The following is a 21,993-nucleotide window of genomic DNA, read 5'->3' as shown; positions in this document are numbered from 1 at the left end:
CTACCGAGCGCGGCGCGATCGACGCGTTTCGAGTGCCTGGTCGCGACGGCCGGTTCGGCCCGGGCGGACCGTCATGCGGATCGTGTCGGGGGACGGCTGCAACGCGGGTCGAAGCACGTGAAAACGCATCGACGAACGCGTTGAAACCGCCCTGACTGCGGCGCATGCCGGCGCCGCCACGATCCGACCGGTATCGGGAAATCGCAAGGCGGCCGCGGACGCGCCACCGCCTTGCGAATGCCGTTACGGCTTCGGGCCGACGACGAACTCGAAGGTCGCGACGCCGTCGACGCCGCCCGTGACGCGGTCGCCGGGCTGCAGCGCGCCGACGCCGGCCGGCGTGCCCGTGAAGATCAGGTCGCCGGCCTTCAGCTCGACCGAGCGCGACACGTAGGCGATGACGTCGGGCACGGGCCAGATCATGTCGGCGAGGTCGCCTTGCTGGCGCGTCTCGCCGTTGACCGCGAGCCAGATGCGGCCGCTGGCCGGATGGCCGGTGGCGGCGGCCGCGCGCAGCGCGGTCACGGGACCGGACGCGTCGAAGCTCTTGGCCCAGTCCCACGGACGGCTCAGCTTCTTCGCTTCGGCCTGCAGGTCGCGGCGCGTGAGGTCGACGCCGACGGCGTAGCCCCACACGTGGGACAGCGCGTCGGCCGGGTCGATCGACCGGCCGTCCTTGCCGATCGCGACGACCAGCTCGATTTCGTGATGAAGATCGCCGGTCAGCGGCGGATAGGGGACGGTGCCGGCGGCGGGGACGATCGCGTCGGCCGGCTTCGTGAAGAAGAACGGCGGTTCGCGGTCGGGATCGGCGCCCATTTCACGGGCGTGGTCGGCGTAGTTGCGGCCGACGCAGAAGACGCGGCGCAGCGGAAAGCGCGCGGACGACTGTTCGACCTCGACGGAAGGACGCTCGGCAGCGTCGATGACATAAGCGGACATCGGATGGCCTCGTTCGGTGGGAAGACGGATGCCGGCGCCCGGGCGACGCACGGGCCAGCATGCATGCAACGATACCCGACGCGCGGCCGGCGGGATGCGACGCAAGTGCGTTTTACCGGGACAAAACTACGCGTCGGCCGCCGCCGGGGGATCGTCGCCGTCCGGCAGCGCGGCGTTCGCGTCGCGGTACGCCTTCGGCGACACGCCGACCCGCGCGCGGAAGCGCCGCGCGAAATACCCTTCGTCGCGGAAGCCGACCGAACGCGCGATGTCCGCGATGCGCCGGCTCGTGTGCGCCAGCAGCGACTGCGCGAGCGCGATCCGGCGCTCGGTCACGAGATCGGTGAAGGTGCTGCCGGTTTCCTTGCGCACCAGGTGCGCCAGGTAGTTGGGCGACAGGAACGCGGCCTCGGCGGTCGCGGCGAGCGTGAGGTCCTCGCGGGTCAGGTTCGCCCGCACGTGCCGCAGCACGCGCGCCAGCGCGTCGCGCCGGCCCGCACGCTGGGCGCCGCGCTGCGCGAGCTTGTCGAGCGCGCCCGCGTACTGCGTGCAGACCAGCCCGATCAGCTGCAGCAGGTAGCCGCGCAGCAGCGTCGTGGAGCCGAAGGTGCGCACGCGATCGGTGTCGAGCATGCACAGCGCGAGGCGACGCGCCTCGTCGTAGGTGTCGCCGGTCAGGATGAAGTCGAGGTGCTCCTGGAAGCGGAACGGCGTCAGCTCGGGAAAGCGGTGCGCGGGCACGTCCTCGAGATCGAGCGGATCGACGTCGAGATCGGCGCGCAGGAACGCCTGGCTGAAGTTGATCACGATGAAGTGCGCGCCTTCCGGGTGCGGGATCAGGTGCTCGCGGTGCGGCAGCACGAACGCGAGCGCGCCGCGCGGAAACGGCCGCGTGACGCCGCCGATCCGCTGCTCGGTGTCGCCGCCGAGGTTGAACTGGATCTGGAAATACGCGTGCCGGTGCGGCTCGGTGATCGCCTGACGCGACGCCTGGTCGCGGATGTAGAAATCGAGCCGGTCGCTGCGTTCGGGCATCCCGTACAGGCGCGGCGGGGCGGTGGAGGGCATGAAGGATTCTGCTGTTCGTGACGCTGTCGAGTCGCGATGGTACAGCGAACCGGCCGTCACCGGAATGCGCGGGGCCATCGCCGGGCGATCCGGCACGGGGCGGGCAGCGAACGGGCGATCGCGAACCGGCACGCTCGGCGGCGGGCGGCAGCGGCCACGAACCGGTGCGCCGCCCGTGCCGCCCCCGGTGCAGGCGGATGCCGCCTATGCGTCGGGATGGAAGCCGAGGTAGCGCTGGGGCGCATCGCCGCCATCGCTTGTCGTGAGTCGGGGCGACGCGCTGACCGAGGCGAGCGCATCGGCCGTCGCGCTCCGGTTGGTCAGCAGCGTCCACGTCGCGGTGTCGCTGCAGCCGGCCGCCTCCGGCTCGCGCAGGGCCGTCAGCGCGGCGAGCAGCGTGGCGGCCGGCGGCGCATGAATCGCGAATCCTTCGTTGGCGACGGCCGCGGCGTCGATCCCCAGCATCGCGCACAGTCGCGCGCGCAGCGGCGTTTCCGCCTCGCTCGCCGCGCGCGAGCGCGCGATGCTGTCGCGGGTGGCCGCATCGACGATCGTGCCGCCACGGACGAACGGCGCCTGCTGCCACACGTCGGGCGAGCATTGCTTGCCGCCCGGCGCCAGCGGCACGAACGGGTTCACTTCGGCCGGATAGATCCGGCACACGAGCGGGCGCTCGTCGTAGATCGCGCAGCGCAGGTCGTCCTGCAGGTTCGGGCACGGCCCGGCGTGGGCCGCGGTGAGCATGACGGTGACGCGGACGGGCAGCGAGCCGCTGAGCGCGGCGCTCGAGCGTGCGCGCTTGTACGCGGCGAACGCGTTGTCGGGCGCGGGCTCCTCGAGCCAGGGCATCGCATCGCACAGCAGTTCCACGTGGCCGCCGCGCCGCAGCCACGCGATCGCTTCGTCGATCGTCAGCGGAATGCGCAGGTCGCGGCAGCATCCGCCGCAGCCATTGCAGGAAAAATCGAGTTCGGTAGGGGTGTCGTTCATTCTGGGTCGATGGGGATGGCGGGTGTGGCGTGAAGCGTCGCGCCGCCGCCTGCGGTTTCGTTCAGCCCGTTCAGCCGGCGGCCAGCCGTGCCACGCGACGGCGCAGCTCCGGCACGACGTCCGCGTCGAACCAGGGATGGCGCTTGAACCACGCCTGGTTGCGCGGCGACGGATGCGGCAGCGGCAGCACGGCGGGGCCGTAGTCGCGCCATGCGTGCACGGTGTCGGTCAGCGTGGCCTTGCGCGTGTCGCGCAGGAAATGCCGCTGGGCATACTGGCCGATCAGCAGCGTCAGCCGGATCGACGGCAATTCGGCGAGCAGCCGGTCGAGCCACAGCGGCGCGCATTCGGGGCGCGGCGGGTTGTCGCCGCTCGCGCCGCGCCCCGGGTAGCAGAAGCCCATCGGCACGATCGCGAAACGCGTCTCGTCGTAGAAGGCGTCGGCGTCGACGCCGAGCCAGCCGCGCAGGCGCTTGCCGCTCGCGTCGTCCCACGGAATGCCGCTCGCGTGGACGCGTGCGCCCGGCGCCTGGCCGACGACCAGGATCCGCGCGTCGCGACGGGCGCGCACGACCGGGCGCGGGCCGAGCGGCAACGCGGCCTCGCAGGCACGGCATGCGCGGATTTCGGTGAGCAGCGCGTCGAGCGGCGCGTGCGTTCGTTTCTGCATCGATTCGTATCGGGGACGGATGGGGCGCGCGGCGCCGCCCGGGTGAGGCGTGCCGGCCGCCGGCTGGCGGCCCGGACAGGCGTGGCGCGGGGGCGCACCGCCGGTCGTCACGCGGCGCGCATCATGCCCGTGACGGGGCCGGCGCGCCGCCTTCGGCGACGGCAGCATCATACAACGCGGTCTGTGCAATTGCCGTGGCAATTCCCGCGTCGTCGTGCGATCCGTCGAGCATGCCCCAGCGCCGGTATTGGGACAGGAACCACCGGGCTTCATGCGGATCGGGCCGGTTCACCGCGCCGCCGTCGTGGAAACGGATCGGCAGCGGCGGCGCGGCGAACGGCCCCGCGCCGTAGTCGCCGAGCAGGCGCGGCGCGATCAGCCGGGCCGGCACGCCGAGCGCGTCGGGCGACGCGAGCCAGTCGGCCGCCTCGCGGCGGTGCGCGGCGCCGTCGAGCCACGCGCAGGCATCGACGAGCGTGCGGATCAGCGCGCGCGCGGCGGCCGGATACAGCGCGACGAAGTCGCGCCGCGCCGCGAGCACCTTCTCCGGATGATCGGGCCAGATCTCGCTGGTGACGGCGACGGTCCGGCCCGCGCCGCAGGCCTCGGCCACCGCGTGCCACGGCTCGCCGGCGCAGAAGCCGTCCAGTTCGCCGCCGGCGAGCGCGGCGACCATCTCGGGCGGCGGGATCACGACGCTGCGCACGTCGCGCAGCGGATCGACGCCGTGGGACGCGAGCCAGTGGTTCAGCCACATCGCATGCGTGCCGGTCGGGAAGGTCTGCGCGAGGAGCGGCTTGCGGCCGAGCGTCGCGAGGGCCGTGCGCACGCTGCCGCTGTCGCGATACGCGTCGGCGAGGCCGCGCGACAACGAGATCGCCTGGCCGTTGCGGTTCAGCACCATCAGCGCGGCCATGTCGGCCTGCGGGCCGCCGATCCCGAGCTGCAGTCCGCAGACGAGCCCGTACAGCGCATGCGCGGCGTCGAGCTCGCCGCTCAGCAGCTTGTCGCGCACGGCGGCCCACGACGGCTGGCGGCTGAGTTCGAGCGTGAGGCCGTGCGGCGCGCCGAGGTTCAGGCGCTGCGCGACGATCAGCGGGGCCGCGTCGCTCAGCGCGACGAACCCGAGGCGAAGATGCGCGCGTTCCGGCGCGGCGGGCGGGAGAGTGTTCATGGCGGTCATGGCTGGGGTGACGCGTCGAGCAGTTGCCGCGCGACGTCGACGATGCGCAGGCCCTGATCCATCGCGCGCTTGCGCAGCGCCGCATACGCGTCGTGCTCGGACAGCCGGCGCTGGTCCATCAGCATGCGCTTCGCGCGGTCGATCAGCTTGCGCTCGGCGAGCTCGCGCTCGACGTCGGCGAGGCGGCGGCGCAACGCGTCGTCGTGCGAGAAGCGCGCGAGCGCGACTTCGAGGATCGGCGCGAGGCGCTCGGCCGACAACCCCTCGACGAGATACGCGCTGACGCCCGCGCCGACCGCCGCGCGGATCAGCGTCTGGTCGGCGTCGTGGCTGAACATCAGCACGGGGCGCGGCGCGGTGGCGTGCATCACCGCGAGTTGCTCGAGCGTGTCGCGCGACGGCGAATCGGTATCGATGATCACGACGTCGGGGCGCTGCTCCTCGACGGCCGCCGGCAGGCGCGCGGGCGTCGCGACGTCGTTCAGCATCTCGTAGCCGAGGCGCGCGAGCGCGTCGCCGAGATCGCCGATCGGCTTGTCGGTATCGGTGACGAGCAGCACGCGCAGGCGGGCGGACAGGGCGGGCGAACTCATGAGGCGGGCAACGGGGGCAGCGGCACGTCGAGGCTGCGTGCGAACGAGGGCAGCCGGCCGCGGGGGCGGCCGGCAGCGACGGGAAGGAGAGGCGGCCGACGCCGCGCGCCGTCGCGCATGTCAGGCCGCGCGCGACAGCGCCGCCGCGGGCACGGTCTCCGCGTGCCGCACGGCCGCTTCGCCGATCGCGCCGCCGACGAGGATCACGGCCGGGCTGCCGAGCCCTGCCGCGGCGACGCCGCGGGCAAGCAGGCCGAGCGTGCCGGTCCAGCGGCGTTCGTCCGGCGTGCCGGCCCATTGCACGGCCGCCGCCGGCGTCGACGGCGGCAGCGCGGCGAGCAGGCCGGCCGCCAGGCTGTCGACGCGGCTCATCCCCATGTAGATCGCGAGCGTGGTGCCGGCGGCCGCGAGACGCGCCCAGTCGGGTTCGCCGTGATCCTGCCGGTGCGCGGTGACGAACGTGACGCCGTGGCAGTGCGCGCGGTGCGTCAGCGAAATGCCGAGGCTCGCGGCGGCCGCGAATCCCGACGAGATGCCGTTGACGATCTCGACCGGAATCGCGGCGGCGCGCAGGGCGGCGAGTTCTTCGCCGGCGCGGCCGAACAGCAGCGCGTCGCCGCCTTTCACGCGCACGACGTGCGCGCCGCGCAGCGCGTAGCGGCGCATCAGTTTCTCGATGAACGCCTGCGGCGTGGAGCGGCAGCCGCCGCGCTTGCCGACGCGGATCACGCGCGCGCGCGGTGCGAGTTCGGCGAGGCCGGGCGCGACGAGATCGTCGAGCAGCAGCACGTCGGCGGCGGCCAGCACCTTCGCGGCCTTCAGCGTCAGGAGATCGGGGTCGCCGGGCCCGGCGCCCAGCAGCGTGACTTTACCAGTCGTCATGTCGTGTTCCAGTGTCGCCCGCGAGGTGGCGGCGGTCGATAGCGCGCGGCCTGCGCGGCGGCGGGCGCTCGAAGCGCAACTGCCGCCGGGCCGTGCCGCGCACGGTGGGGACGCCGTTGTCCGGATCGGCCCGCCGTGGCCGGCGGGCAGGGTTTGCGGGGACTGCTCACCGGCGCCGTTGCCGGTGTGATGCAACGGATTCAGCAATATCCGGGCCAGCCGGCACGACGTGTGCGGAGCGGCGCGTCGCCCGTCGCCCCGCGCGCAGGCGGCCGAGACGGACGGGCCGCCGCCGCGCCGCGTCGGCATGCATCGTGCCCCGCCGGCGCGCACCGCGATGTCGCACGGCGGCGGTGCTGCAGTGCACCACCTCTGTGCCTCGCTGCATCACGACGCATCGCGCGGTACGGGCCGCCGTGCGTCGCGCGCGGCCCGGCGAGCCTTGCGCGGCGCGGCTGGCGGGCCGGTCCGGGCCGACATGGCACGGCGCTTGCGTCAGCCGGTTCGGACGGATCAACGGCGATTCGTCCGCAGTACCGATTACCGACGCGCCCGGCAACGGGCTTCATGGGCAACGGCGTCCTACGCATCGGGTCTCGACGAGACCGGGTGCGCAGGACGCCGTTTTTCGTTTGGCGGATGACATGACCGACAAAGCTACCCGTATCGATCTCTTCAGCCTCCGCACCGCGCCGATGCGCGCGTTCCACCTGACGTGGATGGCGTTCTTCGTGTGCTTCTTCGCATGGTTCGCATGCGCGCCGCTGATGCCGCTGATCGCACGCGAATTTCACCTGACGGCGGCGCAGGTCGCCAACATCAACATCGCGGCGGTGGCCGCGACGATCGCCGTGCGGCTGCTGGTCGGCCCGCTGTGCGACCGCTTCGGCCCGCGCCGCGTGTACGTCGGCCTGCTGCTGCTCGGCGCGATCCCCGTGTTCGCGGTGTCGTTCACGCACGACTACCAGTCGTTCCTGATCTGCCGGCTCGGCATCGGCGCGATCGGCGCGGGCTTCGTGATCACGCAGTACCACACGTCGGTGATGTTCGCGCCGAACGTGGTCGGCACCGCGAACGCGACGACGGCCGGCTGGGGCAATGCCGGCGCGGGAGCGACGCAGGCGCTGATGCCGCTGCTCGTCGCGGCCGGCCTGATGCTCGGCTTCGGCGACGATGCGTCGTGGCGTGTCGCGCTGGTCGTGCCGGGCGTCGCGATGCTCGCGATGGCCTGGGCGTACTGGCGCTTCACGCAGGATTGCCCGCAAGGCGACTTCGTCGCGCTGCGCAAGCAGGGGGTGACGGTCGACAGCGGCAAGAAGGGCGGCTGGGCGAGCTTCGTCGCGGCCTGCGGCAACTATCGCGTGTGGATGCTGTTCGTCACCTACGGCGCGTGCTTCGGCGTCGAGGTGTTCATCCACAACATCGCGGCGCTGTACTACGTCGATCACTTCAGCCTGTCGCTGAAGGACGCGGGTTTCGCGGTCGGCATGTTCGGGCTGCTCGCGCTGTTCGCCCGCGCGTTCGGCGGCTGGCTGTCCGACCGGATCGCCGCGCGCCGCAGCCTCGACGTGCGCGCGACGCTGCTGTGCGCGCTGATCGTCGGCGAAGGGCTCGGGCTGCTCTGGTTCTCGCATGCGCAAAGCGTCGGCGCGGCGCTCGTCGCGATGCTCGCGTTCGGCCTGTTCACGCACATGGCTTGCGGCGCGACCTACGCGCTGGTGCCCTTCATCGACCGCAAGGCGCTCGGCGGCGTGGCGGGAATCGTCGGCGCGGGCGGCAACGTCGGCGCGGTCGTCGCGAGCTTCCTGCTGAAGGGCGTCGGCGACGTGCAGTACACGCTGAGCCTGCTCGGCCTCGCCGTCACCGCGACCGCGCTGTGCGCGATGGCCGTGCGCTTCAGCGACGAACACAAGGCGCGCGAAGCCGAGCTGCGCGACCGCGCACTGGCCGCCGCCGCGAACGCCGCCAACTGATCGAGCGAAGGAATCGTCATCATGAAACTCATCGTCATCGGCCACGGCATGGTCGGCCACAAGTTCCTCGAATGCGTCGCGGCGGAAGCCGGCGAGGCGGGCGCGCCGCAGGTGACCGTGCTCGGCGAGGAACCGCGCCCGGCCTACGATCGCGTGCACCTGTCCGAATTCTTCGCCGGCAAGTCGGCGGACGACCTGTCGCTCGTCGAACCCGGCTTCTTCGCGCGTCATCCGCGGTTCGACCTGCGCCTGAATGCGCGCGTCGCGTCGATCGATCGCGTCGCGCATGCGGTCACGCTTGCGTCGGGTGAAACGCTCGGCTACGACAAGCTGGTGCTCGCGACCGGCTCGCGCCCGTTCGTGCCGCCGATGCCGGGCCACGATCGCGCGGGCTGCTTCGTGTACCGGACGATCGAGGATCTCGAGGCGATGCAGGCATGCGGCGCGCACGCGAAGCGCGGCGTCGTGGTCGGCGGCGGGCTGCTCGGCCTCGAATGCGCGAAGGCGTTGCGCGACATGGGGCTCGACACGCACGTCGTCGAATTCGCGCCTCGGCTGATGGCCGTGCAGGTCGACGACGGCGGCGGCAAGATGCTGCGCACGAGGATCGAGGCGCTCGGCGTGACCGTGCATACGGGCAAGAACACGCTCGGGATCGTCGACGGCGAAGACGGTGCGCACCGGATGACGTTCGCCGACGGCACGCATCTCGACGCCGACCTGATCGTGTTTTCCGCCGGCATCCGCGCGCGCGACGAACTGGCCCGCGCCTGCGGGCTCGAGATCGGCCCGCGCGGCGGCGTCGCGATCGACGACGCCTGCCGCACGAGCGATGCCGACATCTACGCGATCGGCGAATGCGCGGCTTGGAACGGCATGGTGTACGGCCTCGTCGCCCCCGGCTACGACATGGCGCGGGTGGTCGCGAAGCAGCTTGGCGGCGATCCGGGCGGCGCGGCCCGCGCGGCGGCCGTGTTCGCGGGCGCCGACATGAGCACCAAGCTGAAGCTGATGGGCGTCGACGTCGCGAGCATCGGCGACGCGCACGGCGCGACGGCCGGCAGCCGCACCTACCAGTACGCGGACGAGCGCCGCCAGGTCTACAAGAAGCTCGTGGTGTCCGACTGCGGCAAGTTCCTGCACGGCGCGGTGATGGTCGGCGACGCGGCCGAGTACGGCACGCTGCTGCAGATGATGCTGAACCGCATCGAGCTGCCCGAATCGCCCGAATTCCTGATCCTGCCGTCGTCGGACGGGGCGGCGAAACCGGCGATCGGCGTCGACGCGCTGCCGGCGGCTGCGCAGATCTGCTCGTGCAACAACGTGTCGAAGTCGCAGATCTGCGCGGCAGTTTCCGACGGCGCGACGAGCCTCGGCGCGCTGAAGTCGTGCACGGGCGCCGGCACGTCGTGCGGCGGCTGCGTGCCGCTCGTCACGCAGATCATGAAGGCCGAGATGAAGAAGCAGGGCCTCGCGGTCGACAACCATATCTGCGAGCACTTTCCGCATTCGCGCCAGGCGCTGTTCCACCTGATTCGCGTCGAGCGCATCACGACCTTCGACGCACTGCTCGCGAAGCATGGCCATGGCCTCGGCTGCGACGTGTGCAAGCCGGCCGTCGCGGGCATTCTCGCGTCGTGCTTCAACGAGTTCGTGCTGAAGAAGGAGCACGCGGGGCTGCAGGATTCGAACGACTACTACCTCGCGAACATCCAGCGCGACGGCACGTATTCGGTGGTGCCGCGCATGCCGGGCGGCGAGGTCACGCCCGAAGGGCTGATCGCGGTGGGCCAGGTCGCGCGGAAGTACGGGCTCTACACGAAGATCACCGGCGGCCAGCGCGTCGACCTGTTCGGCGCGCGCGTCGAGCAATTGCCGTCGATCTGGGAGGAGCTGATCGCGGCCGGTTTCGAATCGGGCCATGCGTACGGCAAGGCGCTGCGCACCGTGAAGTCGTGCGTCGGCTCGACGTGGTGCCGTTATGGCGTCGGCGATTCGGTCGGCCTCGCGATCGATCTGGAGAACCGCTACAAGGGGCTGCGTGCGCCGCACAAGATCAAGTTCGGCGTGTCGGGCTGCACGCGCGAGTGCGCGGAAGCGCAGGGCAAGGACGTCGGCATCATCGCGACCGAGAAGGGCTGGAACCTGTATGTGTGCGGCAACGGCGGGATGAAGCCGCGCCACGCGGAACTGCTCGCGTCCGATCTCGATCGCGCGACGCTGGTCCGCTATGTCGACCGTTTCCTGATGTTCTACGTGCGCACCGCCGACCGGCTGCAGCGCACGAGCGTGTGGCGCGACAACCTCGAAGGCGGGCTCGACTACCTGATCGACGTGGTCGTGCACGACCGGCTCGGGATCGGCGCCGAGCTCGAGGCCGACATGCAGCACGTGGTCGACACCTACGAATGCGAGTGGAAGAAGGCCGTCACCGATCCCGACACGCGCAAGCGCTTCCGCCACTTCGTGAACAGCGACGCGCCGGACACGACCATTGAATTCGTCGAGACGCGCGGCCAGATCCGGCCCGCGACGCCCGGCGAACGGACGGACGGCAAGCCCGTGTCGACGCTCGCCGCCGCCGGGGGCGCGACGCAGGTCCTGACCGAACCCGCCACCGCCTGACCCCGGCCGACACCAGCGTCTTTTCCAAGGAGCCCCTCATGAACGATCGTCTTCCTCTGTCCTGGACCCGCGTGTGCCAGCTCGACGACATCGTGCCGAACACCGGCGTGTGTGCACTCGTCAACGGCGAGCAGGTCGCCGTCTTTCACGTCTCGCATGCCGAAGACGGCGGCGTGTTCGCGATCGGCAACGTCGATCCCGTATCGCAGGCCGCCGTGCTGTCGCGCGGGCTGATCGGCAGCCTCGGCGAGCGCGTCGTCGTCGCGTCGCCGCTGTACAAGCAGCATTTCGACCTGCGCACCGGCGAATGCCTGGAGGCGCCCGGGCAGTCGGTGAGCGCGTATCCGTCGCGGGTCGAGGACGGCGTCGTGTGGGTCGCGGCCTGATCGCCCCGGAGCGCGCATGACCGCCACCCCCGTCAAGAGCGTGTGCCCGTACTGCGGCGTCGGCTGCGGAATGGTGCTGCACGTCGAGGACGGCGAAGTCGTCAAGGTGTCCGGCGACGCCGACCATCCGACCAACTTCGGGCGGCTGTGCACGAAGGGCGCATCGGCGCACGTCGCGCTGCGCCGCTCGGGGCGGCTCGACCGCGCGTTCGCGCGCCGCGCGCGGGAGGACGACCTGGTGCCGCTGCCGGCGCGCGACGCGATCGCCGAAACCGCGCGCCGCCTGCGCGCGGTGCTCGATGCGCACGGGCCCGACGCGCTGTCGTTCTACGTGTCGGGGCAGATGTCGATCGAGGCGCAATACCTCGTCAACAAGCTCGCGAAGGGCTTCGTCGGCACCAACAACATCGAGTCGAACTCGCGCCTCTGCATGGCGAGCGCAAGCACCGGCTACAAGCAGTCGCTCGGCGCGGACGGCCCGCCCGGGTCGTACCAGGACTTCGATCGCGCGAACCTGTTCTTCGTGATCGGCGCGAACATGGCCGACTGCCATCCGATCCTGTTCCTGCGGATGATGGATCGCGTGAAGGCCGGCGCGAAGCTGATCGTCGTCGATCCGCGCCGTACCGGCACGGCCGACAAGGCCGACCTGTTCCTGCAGATCCGGCCGGGCACCGACCTCGCGCTGACGAACGGGCTGCTGCACCTGCTGCATGCGAACGGCCGCACCGACGCCGCGTTCATCGATGCGTACACCGAAGGCTGGGACGCGATGCCCGCGTTCCTCGCCGAGTACACGCCCGAGCGCGTCGCGGCGATCACGGGGCTCGCGGAAGCCGACCTGCGCACCGCCGCGCAATGGATCGGCGATGCACCGGAATGGATGAGCTGCTGGACGATGGGCCTCAACCAGAGCACGCACGGCGTGTGGAACACCAATGCGATCTGCAACCTGCACCTCGCGACCGGGCGGATCTGCCGGCCCGGCAGCGGGCCGTTCTCGCTGACCGGCCAGCCGAACGCGATGGGCGGGCGCGAGATGGGCTACATGGGGGTGGGGCTGCCTGGCCAGCGCTCGGTGCTGTCCGACGACGACCGGCGCTTCGTCGAGCAGCTGTGGCGCGTGCCCGCCGGCACGCTGCGCAAGGAGACGGGGCAAGGCACGGTCGACCTGTTCGCGCGGATGGCGGCCGGCGACGTCAAGGCGTGCTGGATCGTCTGCACGAACCCGGTCGCGACCGTGCCGAACCGGCGGAACGTGATCGCCGGGCTGCAGGCCGCGGAGCTGGTGATCGCGCAGGATGCGTTCCTCGACACCGAGACCAACCGCTACGCGGACATCCTGCTGCCGGGCGCGCTGTGGGCCGAGGGCGACGGCGTGATGGTCAACTCCGAGCGCAACATGACGCTGATGCGCGCGGCGGTCGCGCCGCCGGGCGACGCGCTGCCCGACTGGCGCATCGTCGCGGAAGTCGCCCGCGCGATGGGCTTCGGCGAGGCATTCGATTACGCGTCGGCCGCCGACGTGTTCGACGAGATCGTCCGGTTCTCGAATCCGGCGACCGGTTACGACCTGCGCGGCGCGAGCCATGCGACGCTGCGCGACGGGCCGGTGCAGTGGCCCGTCGCACCCGGCGCCGCGCGCGAGCGGCACCCGATCCGCTACCTGAACGACGGCGTGAGCCAGACGCCGCGTCCGGCGGCCGACGGGCGCGCCGCGCCGCGCATCGCGTTCCCGACGCCGTCGGGCAAGGCGCGCTTCCTCGCGCGTCCGCATGCCGATCCGGCCGAGCGGCCCGACGACGCGTTCCCGGTCGTGCTGAACACCGGACGGCTGCAGCATCAATGGCACACGATGACGAAGACGGGCAAGGTCGCGATGCTGAACAAGCTCAACCCGCGCCCGTTCGTCGAACTGCACCCGGACGACGCGCGCGCGCTCGGCATCGCCGCGAAAGACAGCGTCGAGATTCGCTCGGCGCGCGGCCGCGCGGTGCTGCCGGCGGTCGTGACCGAGCGCGTGCTGCGCGGCAACTGCTTCGCGCCGATGCACTGGAACGACGTGTACGGCGACGACCTGTGCATCAACGCGGTGACGAACGACGCGATCGATCCCGAATCGCAGCAACCCGAACTGAAATACTGCGCGGTCGCGCTGCGGCGCGTCGAGACGGATGCGTTCGCGTCCGCCGGCGACGAGACGGCGCAACCCGATGCACGCGCCGACGACGCGCGGCCCGTGCCGGCGATGGCGCAGGCGACTGCTTCACAGGAATCCGACATGGCAGACCTCGACACTTTCGCGGCCGCGCTCGGCGTTGCCGACCTCGCGCCGCCGCCGCTGACGGACACCGAACGGCTGTACGTGGCCGGGCTCGTGAGCGGGCTGAAGGCAAGCGCCGGCCGGCGCGACGGCGGCGTGCCGGTGCTGCCGGCCGGCGCGCCGCTCACGCCGCCGGTGCGGTTCTGGCTCGACGGGATGCTCGCGGGCCTGTTCAGCCGCGCGTTGCCCGCCGGCACGCAGGGCGCCGCGGCGCCGGCGCCGCCGGCCGATGCCGGCGCGCCCGGCGGCGTGCGGATCGTGCGTGCGCGCCCGAAGGTCGTGCTGCTGTGGGCATCGCAGACCGGCAACATCGAATCGCTGACCGAGGATTACGCGACGCAGTTGATGAACGCGGGCTTCGAGATCCGCACCGCGTGCATGTCCGACTATCCGGCGGCGTCGCTCGCGGGCGCGCAATACGTGCTGCTGATGACGAGCACGTTCGGCGACGGCGACGCCCCCGACAACGGCAGCGAATTCTGGGAAGCGCTGCAGGCCGGCAGCGCCGCGCGCCTCGACGGCGTGCACTTCGCGGTGCTTGCGTTCGGCGATCGCAACTACGACCGGTTCTGCGGCCACGGCCGCCGGCTCGACGCGCGGCTCGCGGAACTCGGCGCGGCGCGTCTTTGCGCGCGCGTCGATTGCGACGTCGAATTCCAGCACGACGCCGACCAGTGGCTCGAACGCGTCGTCGCGCGGATCAAGGAGGCCGACGCCGCGCTGCACGCGGTGCCGTCAGACGGCCCGGGCCCGGCGGGGCTGCTGCCGTCGAAGGCGCATCCGGCGCCGTCGAAGCTCGTCGCGAACCTGCGGCTCAACCGTCCGGGCGCGGCCAAGGACACGCGCTGCGTGTCGCTGTCGACCGAAGGCGCGAACCTCGAATACGAAGCCGGCGATGCGCTCGGCGTGTGGCCGACCAACTGCCCGGAGCTGGTCGACGAACTGCTGTCCGTCACCGCGCTGAAGGCCGATGCGCCGGTGACGGTGGCGGGCGCCGGCGACATGCGTCTTGGCGATGCGCTCGCGCGCCACTTCGACATCACCCGCCCGCATCCGGACACGCTCGCGTTGATCGCGTCGCGCAGCGCGAACGGCGCGCTGAAGTCGCTGCTCGGCGACGACCGCAAGGGCGACCTGAAGCAATGGCTGTGGGGGCAGCAGCTCGCCGACGTGCTGCACGAGTTTCCGGTCGAGCTGTCGGGCGCGGAACTGGTCGGGATGCTGAAGCGGATGCAGCCGCGCCTGTATTCGATTGCGTCGAGCCCCAGCGCGCACCGGGGCGAGATCCACCTGACCGTGTCGGCGGTGCGCTATCACAACGGCCGGCGCGCGCGCAAAGGCGTCGCGTCGACCTTTCTGGCCGATCGCGCGGACGACGGCCGCGTGCCCGTGTTCGTGCAGAAGTCCGCGCATTTTCGGCCGCCGGTGAACGGCGACGTGCCGATCGTGATGGTCGGCCCCGGCACCGGCGTCGCGCCGTTCCGCGGCTTCCTGCACGAGCGGCAGGCGCGCGGCGCGCGCGGGCGCAACTGGTTGTTTTTCGGGGAGCAGCACGCGCAGACCGATTTCTACTACGGCGACGAGCTGGGCGCGATGCGCGACAGCGGCTTCCTGACGCGGCTCGATCTCGCGTTCTCGCGCGACCAGGCCGACAAGATCTACGTGCAGGACCGGATGCGCGAGCAGGGCGCCGAGCTGTTCGCGTGGCTGGAGGACGGCGCGCACTTCTACGTGTGCGGCGACGCCGCGCGGATGGCGAAGGATGTCGATGCGGCGCTGAAGGCCGTGGTCGCCGAGCATGGCCGCATGTCGGACGACGACGCGAACGACTACGTCGCGCGGCTCGCGAAGGCGCGCCGCTATATGCGTGACGTGTACTGAACGCGGGCGGCGCGGCTCGATGCGGCCCGCCGGCATGCGGGCCCGGCTTCGGCGACGAGCGGGCCTGCGACGGCCCGGGCCGTCGGGAGGGCCGTCGACGGCGAACGCCGCGCATGACAGTCCGGGCGGCGGGCATGGCGTTCCTGCGTGAACCGCCGGCCGCCGCCGGTTTGCATCACTGCTGGCGGTCCCACGCGCTTGCCTGCTCGGCACGGACGAAGGCTTCCGACGATTTCGGCAGCAGGTTGCGGAACGCGCCGCCGTCGCTTTCGATCACGTCGACCATTTTCGCGATCATCTCTTCCGGATCGTGCTGTTCGAGCGGGAACGTCAGCTGCTCGGGCGTCACGGTGTGGATGGCCGGATCGCGCCAGCGCCGCGTCGTTTCCATCATCCGGTCGTTGAAGCCCGTGCTGTACGGGCCGGGGTTCACGACCGCGACGCGGATCCCGTGCGGCGCCAGCTCCGCGTGCATCGCTTCGGCGATCGATTCGACCGCATGTTTCGATGCGCAATAGGCGCCGGTAAACGGCCCCGTGATCAGGCCCGCGATCGACGACACGAACACGATCTTGCCGTGTCCGCGCGCAAGCATGCCGCGCGCGATTTGCTGCGTGAGTTCGAGCGGCCCGAACACGTTGACGTCGAACAGCGCGCGGACGATCCCGACCGGCAGGTCGACGAGCGCGCCGGCTTCGCCGACGCCCGCGTTGTTCACGAGCACGTCGGGGGCGAGTTCGGCCGCGCGGGCGCGATCGTGGGCCGACGTGACGTCGAGCTCGATGGCGCGCAGCGCGGTGCCGCGTTGCGCGGCGGCGGCCGTCAGTGCGTCGATCTCGGCGGCGACGCGTACGCCGGCCGTCACGTCGTGGCCGCCGGCGGCGAGGCGCAGCGCGACTTCGCGGCCGAAGCCGGTGCCTGCGCCGGTGATGAGGATGCGTTTTCGGGTCATATGCTTACCTGGTGGTGTGGAGGATGGCCTGCAAGCGGTCGCGACCATGCCGGGCGATCGCGGTGTCTTCGTCGACGCTGCCGCCCGACACGCCGATCGCGCCCACGCAGCGCCCGCTGCCGTCGACGAGCGGTTCGCCGCCGCCGAACGTGACGAGCCCGCCGTGGCTGTGCTCGATCCCGCGCAACGGACCGTCGCCCGACAGCGCGCCGAGCGTGCCGGTCGACGTGCGGAAGCGGATCGCCGTCAACGCCTTGCGCTGCGCGAGGTCGATCGCCCCCAGAAAACAGTCGTCGGTGCGAACGAACGCGAGCAGGTTCGCGCCACCATCGACGATCGCGACGGCGACGCCCGCGACCTGCAACGATGCGGCATGCGAGAGTATGGCGTCGATCGTGCGGCGGGCGGCCGCGAGCGGCAGCGCGGGGAGGGACGGGTTCATGCGACGTTCCGGTGATGCGACAGGGCCAGTGTAGGCGGTGGCGGTATATGGGAGAATCCGCATTCCGCTCGAAAGAGTTTCAAGTTTTTATAATGATGAGCCGACGCGATCCGATGGCCGGGCTGCACGTGTTCATGACGGTCGCGGCGACCGGCAACTTCACGCGGGCGGCCGCCGCGCTGGGCCTGACGCCGGCCGCCGTCAGTCTCTCGATCGGGCAGTTCGAGGGCGAACTGAACGTGAAGTTGTTCAACCGCAGCACGCGCGGCGTGAGCCTGACGGAAGCCGGGCAGCGCTACTGGCGGCAGACGGAGCCGGCATACCGGCAGGTCGTGCAGGCCCGCGACGAGCTGAAGGACGGGCGCAGCGCGCCGAGCGGCGTGTTGCGCGTGACCGCGCTGCCGCTGGCGCGCTCGCTCGTGATCGCGCCGGTGCTCGCCGTATTCCGTGAGCGCTATCCGGACGTGCGGCTGGAGATTCGCTATGAGAACGAACTGGTCGATATCGCGAAGGACGGGTTCGATGCGGGGATCCGCCTTGCCGACCGGCTGCAGCCGGGGACCATCGGCGTGCGGATCGCGCCGGCGCTCTCGTGTGCGCTGGTCGCGTCGCCCGGTTATCTGGCGCGGTACGGCACGCCTGCGTCGATCGCGGCGCTCGGGGGGCACGCGTGTATCCGCTTCCGGTTTTCGGAGAGCGGGCGGCTGCACAAATGGCTGCTGCACGACGGGCGCCGCGACGTCGATCTCGATCCGGAAGGCGTATTCGTGACGAACGACGCCGATGCGGTGATCGACGCGGCGCGCGCCGGGGTCGGGATCGCGTTTGCGTTCATGCGCGAACGGATCGAGCAGGACCTGCGCGACGGCGCGCTCGTCGAGGTGTTGCCGGGCGCGTGCCGGACGCTGCCGCCGATGTGGCTGTATTACGTGAATCGCAAGCACGTGCCGGCCAAGCTGCGCGCGTTCATCGACGTGCTGCGCGAGCGCGACGGGGCAGGTGTGGCGTAATCCTTTCGCCGGCCGGCGGCGGCGATCTGTCCGGCGGCGCATGATGGCGGCTCCATCCACGAAACCATGGAGTCGCGTCATGACGGCATTTCCCCGTTTCCCGGTTCGTACCTTGATGATCGCCGCCACGCTGGCTGCCGCTGGGCTCTGCAGCGCACCGGCTGTCGGCCAGACGTCGACCGTACCCGCAGGTTCGGCCGAGGCGACGGCCGACAACGCGGTACTGCTGACCGTTTTCCTCAGGCACGACCAGTCGCGCCCGCTTGCCGAGCTGAATGCGCAATTGGCGAAGCAGGGCTTCTACAAGGCGTTTCCGCCGCCGGGCGTCGAAGTGGTGAGCTGGACCGTGACGATGGGGATCGGGCAGATCGTCGTGCTGCGGTTGCCGGCGTCGCGGCTGCGTGAAGTCAATCGGGTGCTCGAGGATACGGCGTGGGGCGCGTATCGGACGGAGTTTTATCCGACTTACGACTACAAGGCGATCGGGTTGGGGGAGCATGAGCGGGCGAAGTGAAGCTTGAGTCCCGGCGTTTCTGACTTGTAATAATGCCGTCATCGGTCAGGTGACCTGACAGGGCGCGGGACTCAACATGCTTTGACCGGGACGTTTTTCTCAATGTTGGCTGGTGCCGGGAATGCCAGCAATTCGACCGGAAAGTGAATGGGGGGGAAATTAAAAATAAATATCGACTGATATTAGTCGGAAATTTGTCATCCTATTAATTTAAATTATTTCAATAGGAAATTTTAAACGACAAACGTTTGCCTTGTTTTCGCCTCCGAAAAATCTTGCGCCACATCTTGAGGGAATGGTTCTTTTCCTGTGTGATATCGCATCCGGCTCGCTACATTTTGATCAATAGTTGCCTTCATTGGCATGTTTTTCTGGTAGTATCCGCGCGCATCGGGCGAAGCGCGCACGGTGGTCGGGGGCGAATGTCGTCGAATTAACGCTGCTGTCGCCCTCGCGACGGCAGCAGTAGTGCATGTAATGGATTGACCAGTTTGACGTCAATGTCAAACGGAAACGACTCACGAATAATGCGAGAGACCAGAAAACTTCCGCTTGTCGTCGATCTCGACGGCACGCTGACGACGTCGGATACCTTGATGGAGTCCGTGATAAGTGTCGTCAAGCATCAACCCGCGAATCTGTTGCGACTGCCTTTCTGGCTCGCCGGCGGTCGCGCCGCATTCAAGGGCAAGGTCGCCGAGCAGGCCGATTTCCGGGCGGAGACGATTCCTTACCGAGAGTCGCTTGTCGATTACCTGGCTCACGAACGCAAAGGCGGCCGCAAGATCGTGCTGGCGACGGCCGCCCATCGCTCGATCGCCGAGCGGGTAGACGCCCATCTTGGCCTGTTCGATCTCGTCATCGCGACCAGCGGCGACACCAACCTGAAAAGCGAAACCAAACTCGCCGGCATTCGCGAGCAGGTCGGCGACGATTTCGTCTATGCCGGCGACAGCAAGGCCGACATGCCGATCTGGGCCGGTGCGAAGGGCGCCATTCTGGCCGGCGTCCCGCCCGGTATTGCTGCCGACATCCGGAGCAGCATTCCCGTCGAGCGGGAGTTTTCGAACGAGCGTGCCTGCTTCTCGACCTGGTGCAAGGCGCTGCGCGTTCATCAATGGTTGAAAAACCTGCTGTTGTTCGTGCCGCTGCTGACGGCTTTTGCGTTCTTCGACGCCGACAAGGTCACGACGCTCGTGCTCGCGTTTCTGGCGATGTCGCTGGGCGCGTCGGCAACCTACATCGGCAACGATCTCTGGGATCTGGACAACGACCGGCGCCATCCTCGCAAGCGCAATCGCGCGTTCGCGAACGGGACGCTGTCGATTGCCCGGGGGCTGGGCGCCGCCGCGCTGCTGCTCGCGGCGGCGTTTGCGCTGGCATTCGCGGTGTCGGTCGAGTTTGCCGGCATGTTCGCGCTCTATCTGTTGCTGACGACCGCATACAGCTGGCGCCTGAAATCGGTCGTGCTGCTCGATGTCGTCGTGTTGTCGCTGCTGTACACGCACCGGATCGTTGCGGGCGCCATTGCGGCGGACATCGCGGTCAGCCGCTGGCTTCTCGCATTTTCCGTGCTGGCCTTCCTGAGTCTTGCGCTCGTGAAGCGCTGCTCCGAGCTCGTGTTCCTGCGCCAGAACGACAAGCGTGTATCGGCGGGCCGGGATTACCGCGTGGGGGATCTCGAGGTGCTCTGGCCGTTCGGGATCGGCGCGTCGCTGGCCGCAGTGGTCGTGTTCGGCCTCTTCATCAATGCTCCCGAAACGGCCGCGCGCTACACCGTCCCGCATTTGTTATGGCTCGTGCAGGTTGGCCTGATCTACCTGTTCGGCCGGCTGTGGATCGCAACGGTCCGCGGCACGATGCACGACGATCCGATCGTCCATATTCTCGAAAATCGCGGTAGCTTCGGCATGCTTTGCGTGATGGTGGCGCTGGTGCTGGCCGCTCACTTCATGCCTGCGCTGTAAGCGGCACAAATCCCATGACGGAAAAGAACCGAAACCGCGTGCGGGCATTCTGCCGCTTCGCCATCGTCTACGTGCTGCTGTTCGTGTGCGCAGGAAACATCACCAACAGCGTGCTGTTGAAGTGGGGGTTCCGTGACGACCAGAAGGCCAGTTTCCCCACGACCTACAGCCTCGTCGGGATGATGAACGGCGACGCGCCGAAGCCGTTCGTCTACCGCTCGTCGTTTCCGAAGGCCGCGAAAGCGATGGCCGAGCGCCTCGACGGGGCGACGCGGGACAAGCTGTTCAAATCGATCACTCGGCATGATTCGCTGCGCAATACCTATTTCACGAGCGTGCCGGGCGAATACTGGACGCCGGTCGTGGCGATCGTCTATCACCTGACCTACATCGCGATCGTGCTGTCGATGCTGTTTTCGCTGTTGCTGGTCTACAAGCTGGCGAGGCTGCACGGCCTGAGCTTCGGGCATTCGGTCGGCTTTCTGGCGGCATTCAGCTTCGTCTATCCGCTCACGTTTCAGCAGGGCGGCTACTACTACGATTTCTTCGAACTGCTCGGCGTGCTCGGTGCGTGCTATTTCCTGCTGACGAAGCGGCTGCTGGCGTGCACGGTGACGATCGCCGTCTTTTCCCTGAACAAGGAGACGTTCTTCCTGGTTCCGCTCGCGTTGTTCTTCCTGCACGACCGCGACACTGCAATGCGCAAGCGCGTGATGTGGCTCGTGCTGCAACTGGGTATCTGCGTGGCGACCCGCCAGTTCATCATGAGCGGGTATGGTGCCAATGCCGGCGGATTCGTCGAATATCACGTGTGGGACAACCTGCGGTTCTGGCTGAATCCGGCGTCCTATCTGTCGTTCTACAACCTCATCGGTAAAGGCATCTATACCCCGAGCCTCGAGAACCCGTTGATGCTCGTGCCGCTTGCGGTGTTCTTCAGGGCGGCGTGGCAGGCGACGCCAACCCGGTACCGTGCCTACTTCGTCGCGGCGTTCATGCCGGTGCTGGTGCTGTTCTCCTTTTTCGGCTACCGGGACGAAGCGCGAAACTTCTCGGTCGCCTTTCCCGCGATCGTATTGGTCGCACTGCACGGTGCGAACCGCTTCAATGCGATTTTTGGCGGCGGCGCGGATGTGCCGGATGGGGCTCGTGTCCCGTCCGGTCGTCGATTCGACGCTGCAACGGCGAAGGAGGCCGCGTAATGAACTGGCTGATCGTGATTGCGAGTGGTGTGTTCGGCGGGCTTGCCAGCGTGTTGCTCAGGGTGGCTGCGCTCAAGGGAATCGCGCTCGGCGAATCGAGCGTCTTGCCGTGGATTGTACGTGGCGCGGCCATTGGCGCTTACGGCGTCGGGTTCGTGCTTTACGCGGTCGCGCTGCGCAAGACGTCGCTCGGCATTGCCTACCCGACGATGGTGGCGGTTTCGATGCTCGTCGTGCTGTCGTTCACGGCGGTGCACGAACATCTGTTGCGGCCCATGCAGGCCGTTGGCGCGCTCGTCATCCTGATCGGCGTCTGGATGGTTACGCGGGTGGCGTAATCCGGAAGGGCGCCAATACAGGGGAGGACCCCGTCCGGGGCGCCCCGGCAGT

Annotated in this window: 18 protein-coding genes; 9 read left to right on the top strand and 9 right to left on the bottom strand. The window is 69.4% G+C overall.

Features of this window, described 5'->3' with window-relative positions:
• Nucleotides 1-243 precede the first annotated feature (243 nt).
• The 7 genes from GQ56_RS0105090 to cobA form a co-directional block, all read right to left on the bottom strand.
• A complete protein-coding gene (locus GQ56_RS0105090; protein WP_031397620.1) occupies nucleotides 244-942 on the bottom strand; it encodes a fumarylacetoacetate hydrolase family protein in 699 nt (232 codons plus the stop codon).
• 126 nt (nucleotides 943-1,068) lie between these two features.
• Nucleotides 1,069-2,010: a helix-turn-helix transcriptional regulator gene (locus GQ56_RS0105085; protein ID WP_031397619.1), complete on the bottom strand. Its 942-nt coding sequence runs from the start codon at nucleotides 2,008-2,010 to the stop codon at nucleotides 1,069-1,071.
• 204 nt (nucleotides 2,011-2,214) lie between these two features.
• The gene (locus GQ56_RS0105080) at nucleotides 2,215-3,000 is read right to left on the bottom strand and encodes a YkgJ family cysteine cluster protein (RefSeq protein ID WP_031397618.1); all 786 of its coding nucleotides are present in this window, start codon (nucleotides 2,998-3,000) and stop codon (nucleotides 2,215-2,217) included.
• A gap of 70 nt (nucleotides 3,001-3,070) precedes the next feature.
• Entirely contained in the window at nucleotides 3,071-3,670 is a 600-nt protein-coding gene (locus GQ56_RS0105075) for a uracil-DNA glycosylase family protein (protein ID WP_031397617.1), read from the bottom strand.
• A 121-nt stretch (nucleotides 3,671-3,791) separates the two neighbouring features.
• Nucleotides 3,792-4,844, bottom strand: coding sequence for a CmpA/NrtA family ABC transporter substrate-binding protein (locus GQ56_RS0105070; protein ID WP_031397616.1), 1,053 nt, complete (start codon nucleotides 4,842-4,844; stop codon nucleotides 3,792-3,794).
• A 5-nt stretch (nucleotides 4,845-4,849) separates the two neighbouring features.
• Nucleotides 4,850-5,446: an ANTAR domain-containing response regulator gene (locus GQ56_RS0105065; protein WP_031397615.1), complete on the bottom strand. Its 597-nt coding sequence runs from the start codon at nucleotides 5,444-5,446 to the stop codon at nucleotides 4,850-4,852.
• A 120-nt stretch (nucleotides 5,447-5,566) separates the two neighbouring features.
• Entirely contained in the window at nucleotides 5,567-6,328 is a 762-nt protein-coding gene (gene cobA, locus GQ56_RS0105060) for a uroporphyrinogen-III C-methyltransferase (protein ID WP_031397614.1), read from the bottom strand.
• A 644-nt stretch (nucleotides 6,329-6,972) separates the two neighbouring features.
• Here cobA and GQ56_RS0105055 point away from each other — a divergent pair.
• Genes GQ56_RS0105055 through GQ56_RS0105040 form a run of 4 tightly spaced genes read left to right on the top strand, consistent with a single transcriptional unit; the run spans nucleotide 6,973 to nucleotide 15,516 of the window.
• On the top strand, nucleotides 6,973-8,301 hold the full coding sequence (locus GQ56_RS0105055) for an MFS transporter (RefSeq protein WP_031397613.1): 1,329 nt from the start codon (nucleotides 6,973-6,975) through the stop codon (nucleotides 8,299-8,301).
• A gap of 21 nt (nucleotides 8,302-8,322) precedes the next feature.
• Nucleotides 8,323-10,926 (top strand): nitrite reductase large subunit NirB, encoded by a 2,604-nt coding sequence (gene nirB / locus GQ56_RS0105050; protein ID WP_031397612.1) that lies wholly within the window; start codon nucleotides 8,323-8,325, stop codon nucleotides 10,924-10,926.
• 38 nt (nucleotides 10,927-10,964) lie between these two features.
• Nucleotides 10,965-11,312 carry a nitrite reductase small subunit NirD gene (gene nirD / locus GQ56_RS0105045; RefSeq protein WP_031397611.1) on the top strand — a complete coding sequence of 116 codons (348 nt, stop codon included), beginning with the start codon at nucleotides 10,965-10,967 and terminating at the stop codon, nucleotides 11,310-11,312.
• A gap of 16 nt (nucleotides 11,313-11,328) precedes the next feature.
• The gene (locus GQ56_RS0105040; RefSeq protein WP_031397610.1) at nucleotides 11,329-15,516 is read left to right on the top strand and encodes a bifunctional nitrate reductase/sulfite reductase flavoprotein subunit alpha; all 4,188 of its coding nucleotides are present in this window, start codon (nucleotides 11,329-11,331) and stop codon (nucleotides 15,514-15,516) included.
• Nucleotides 15,517-15,691: 175 nt separating this feature from the next.
• On the opposite strand, the gene GQ56_RS0105035 is transcribed toward GQ56_RS0105040, so the two are convergent.
• Nucleotides 15,692-16,468, bottom strand: coding sequence for an SDR family oxidoreductase (locus GQ56_RS0105035; RefSeq protein ID WP_031397609.1), 777 nt, complete (start codon nucleotides 16,466-16,468; stop codon nucleotides 15,692-15,694).
• Nucleotides 16,469-16,472: 4 nt separating this feature from the next.
• A complete protein-coding gene (locus GQ56_RS0105030) occupies nucleotides 16,473-16,910 on the bottom strand; it encodes a GlcG/HbpS family heme-binding protein (protein WP_031397608.1) in 438 nt (145 codons plus the stop codon).
• A gap of 95 nt (nucleotides 16,911-17,005) precedes the next feature.
• Between GQ56_RS0105030 and GQ56_RS0105025 the strand changes: the two genes are divergently transcribed.
• From GQ56_RS0105025 to GQ56_RS0105005, 5 genes are all read left to right on the top strand, one after another.
• Nucleotides 17,006-17,920, top strand: a complete 915-nt coding sequence (locus tag GQ56_RS0105025; protein WP_031397607.1) for a LysR family transcriptional regulator — start codon at nucleotides 17,006-17,008, stop codon at nucleotides 17,918-17,920.
• A gap of 79 nt (nucleotides 17,921-17,999) precedes the next feature.
• Entirely contained in the window at nucleotides 18,000-18,434 is a 435-nt protein-coding gene (locus tag GQ56_RS0105020) for a hypothetical protein (protein WP_031397606.1), read from the top strand.
• A 527-nt stretch (nucleotides 18,435-18,961) separates the two neighbouring features.
• Nucleotides 18,962-20,401, top strand: coding sequence for a UbiA family prenyltransferase (locus tag GQ56_RS0105015; RefSeq protein ID WP_031397605.1), 1,440 nt, complete (start codon nucleotides 18,962-18,964; stop codon nucleotides 20,399-20,401).
• Nucleotides 20,402-20,415: 14 nt separating this feature from the next.
• Nucleotides 20,416-21,603: a membrane protein gene (locus tag GQ56_RS0105010; RefSeq protein ID WP_031397604.1), complete on the top strand. Its 1,188-nt coding sequence runs from the start codon at nucleotides 20,416-20,418 to the stop codon at nucleotides 21,601-21,603.
• A complete protein-coding gene (locus GQ56_RS0105005; RefSeq protein ID WP_031397603.1) occupies nucleotides 21,603-21,941 on the top strand; it encodes a hypothetical protein in 339 nt (112 codons plus the stop codon). Before GQ56_RS0105010 ends, GQ56_RS0105005 begins: the two co-directional genes overlap by 1 nt.
• Nucleotides 21,942-21,993 lie beyond the last annotated feature (52 nt).

It is taken from the genome of Burkholderia paludis (genome assembly GCF_000732615.1).
GTDB lineage: Bacteria > Pseudomonadota > Gammaproteobacteria > Burkholderiales > Burkholderiaceae > Burkholderia > Burkholderia paludis.
The sequence above is the reverse complement of the archived record's forward strand: the minus strand, read 5'-3'. Positions and strand labels throughout refer to the sequence as shown.

What these genes read in the sequence shown, in the direction of transcription:
- GQ56_RS0105010 (WP_031397604.1), top strand. Translation starts at nt 20,416, where the DNA reads ATGACGGAAAAGAACCGAAACCGCGTGCGGGCATTCTGCCGCTTCGCC.
- GQ56_RS0105040 (WP_031397610.1), top strand. Translation starts at nt 11,329, where the DNA reads ATGACCGCCACCCCCGTCAAGAGCGTGTGCCCGTACTGCGGCGTCGGC.
- GQ56_RS0105055 (WP_031397613.1), top strand. Translation starts at nt 6,973, where the DNA reads ATGACCGACAAAGCTACCCGTATCGATCTCTTCAGCCTCCGCACCGCG.
- GQ56_RS0105090 (WP_031397620.1), bottom strand. Translation starts at nt 942, where the DNA reads ATGTCCGCTTATGTCATCGACGCTGCCGAGCGTCCTTCCGTCGAGGTC.
- GQ56_RS0105015 (WP_031397605.1), top strand. Translation starts at nt 18,962, where the DNA reads ATGCGAGAGACCAGAAAACTTCCGCTTGTCGTCGATCTCGACGGCACG.
- cobA (WP_031397614.1), bottom strand. Translation starts at nt 6,328, where the DNA reads ATGACGACTGGTAAAGTCACGCTGCTGGGCGCCGGGCCCGGCGACCCC.
- GQ56_RS0105030 (WP_031397608.1), bottom strand. Translation starts at nt 16,910, where the DNA reads ATGAACCCGTCCCTCCCCGCGCTGCCGCTCGCGGCCGCCCGCCGCACG.
- GQ56_RS0105025 (WP_031397607.1), top strand. Translation starts at nt 17,006, where the DNA reads ATGAGCCGACGCGATCCGATGGCCGGGCTGCACGTGTTCATGACGGTC.
- GQ56_RS0105085 (WP_031397619.1), bottom strand. Translation starts at nt 2,010, where the DNA reads ATGCCCTCCACCGCCCCGCCGCGCCTGTACGGGATGCCCGAACGCAGC.
- GQ56_RS0105020 (WP_031397606.1), top strand. Translation starts at nt 18,000, where the DNA reads ATGACGGCATTTCCCCGTTTCCCGGTTCGTACCTTGATGATCGCCGCC.
- GQ56_RS0105065 (WP_031397615.1), bottom strand. Translation starts at nt 5,446, where the DNA reads ATGAGTTCGCCCGCCCTGTCCGCCCGCCTGCGCGTGCTGCTCGTCACC.
- nirD (WP_031397611.1), top strand. Translation starts at nt 10,965, where the DNA reads ATGAACGATCGTCTTCCTCTGTCCTGGACCCGCGTGTGCCAGCTCGAC.
- GQ56_RS0105080 (WP_031397618.1), bottom strand. Translation starts at nt 3,000, where the DNA reads ATGAACGACACCCCTACCGAACTCGATTTTTCCTGCAATGGCTGCGGC.
- nirB (WP_031397612.1), top strand. Translation starts at nt 8,323, where the DNA reads ATGAAACTCATCGTCATCGGCCACGGCATGGTCGGCCACAAGTTCCTC.
- GQ56_RS0105005 (WP_031397603.1), top strand. Translation starts at nt 21,603, where the DNA reads ATGAACTGGCTGATCGTGATTGCGAGTGGTGTGTTCGGCGGGCTTGCC.
- GQ56_RS0105035 (WP_031397609.1), bottom strand. Translation starts at nt 16,468, where the DNA reads ATGACCCGAAAACGCATCCTCATCACCGGCGCAGGCACCGGCTTCGGC.
- GQ56_RS0105075 (WP_031397617.1), bottom strand. Translation starts at nt 3,670, where the DNA reads ATGCAGAAACGAACGCACGCGCCGCTCGACGCGCTGCTCACCGAAATC.
- GQ56_RS0105070 (WP_031397616.1), bottom strand. Translation starts at nt 4,844, where the DNA reads ATGAACACTCTCCCGCCCGCCGCGCCGGAACGCGCGCATCTTCGCCTC.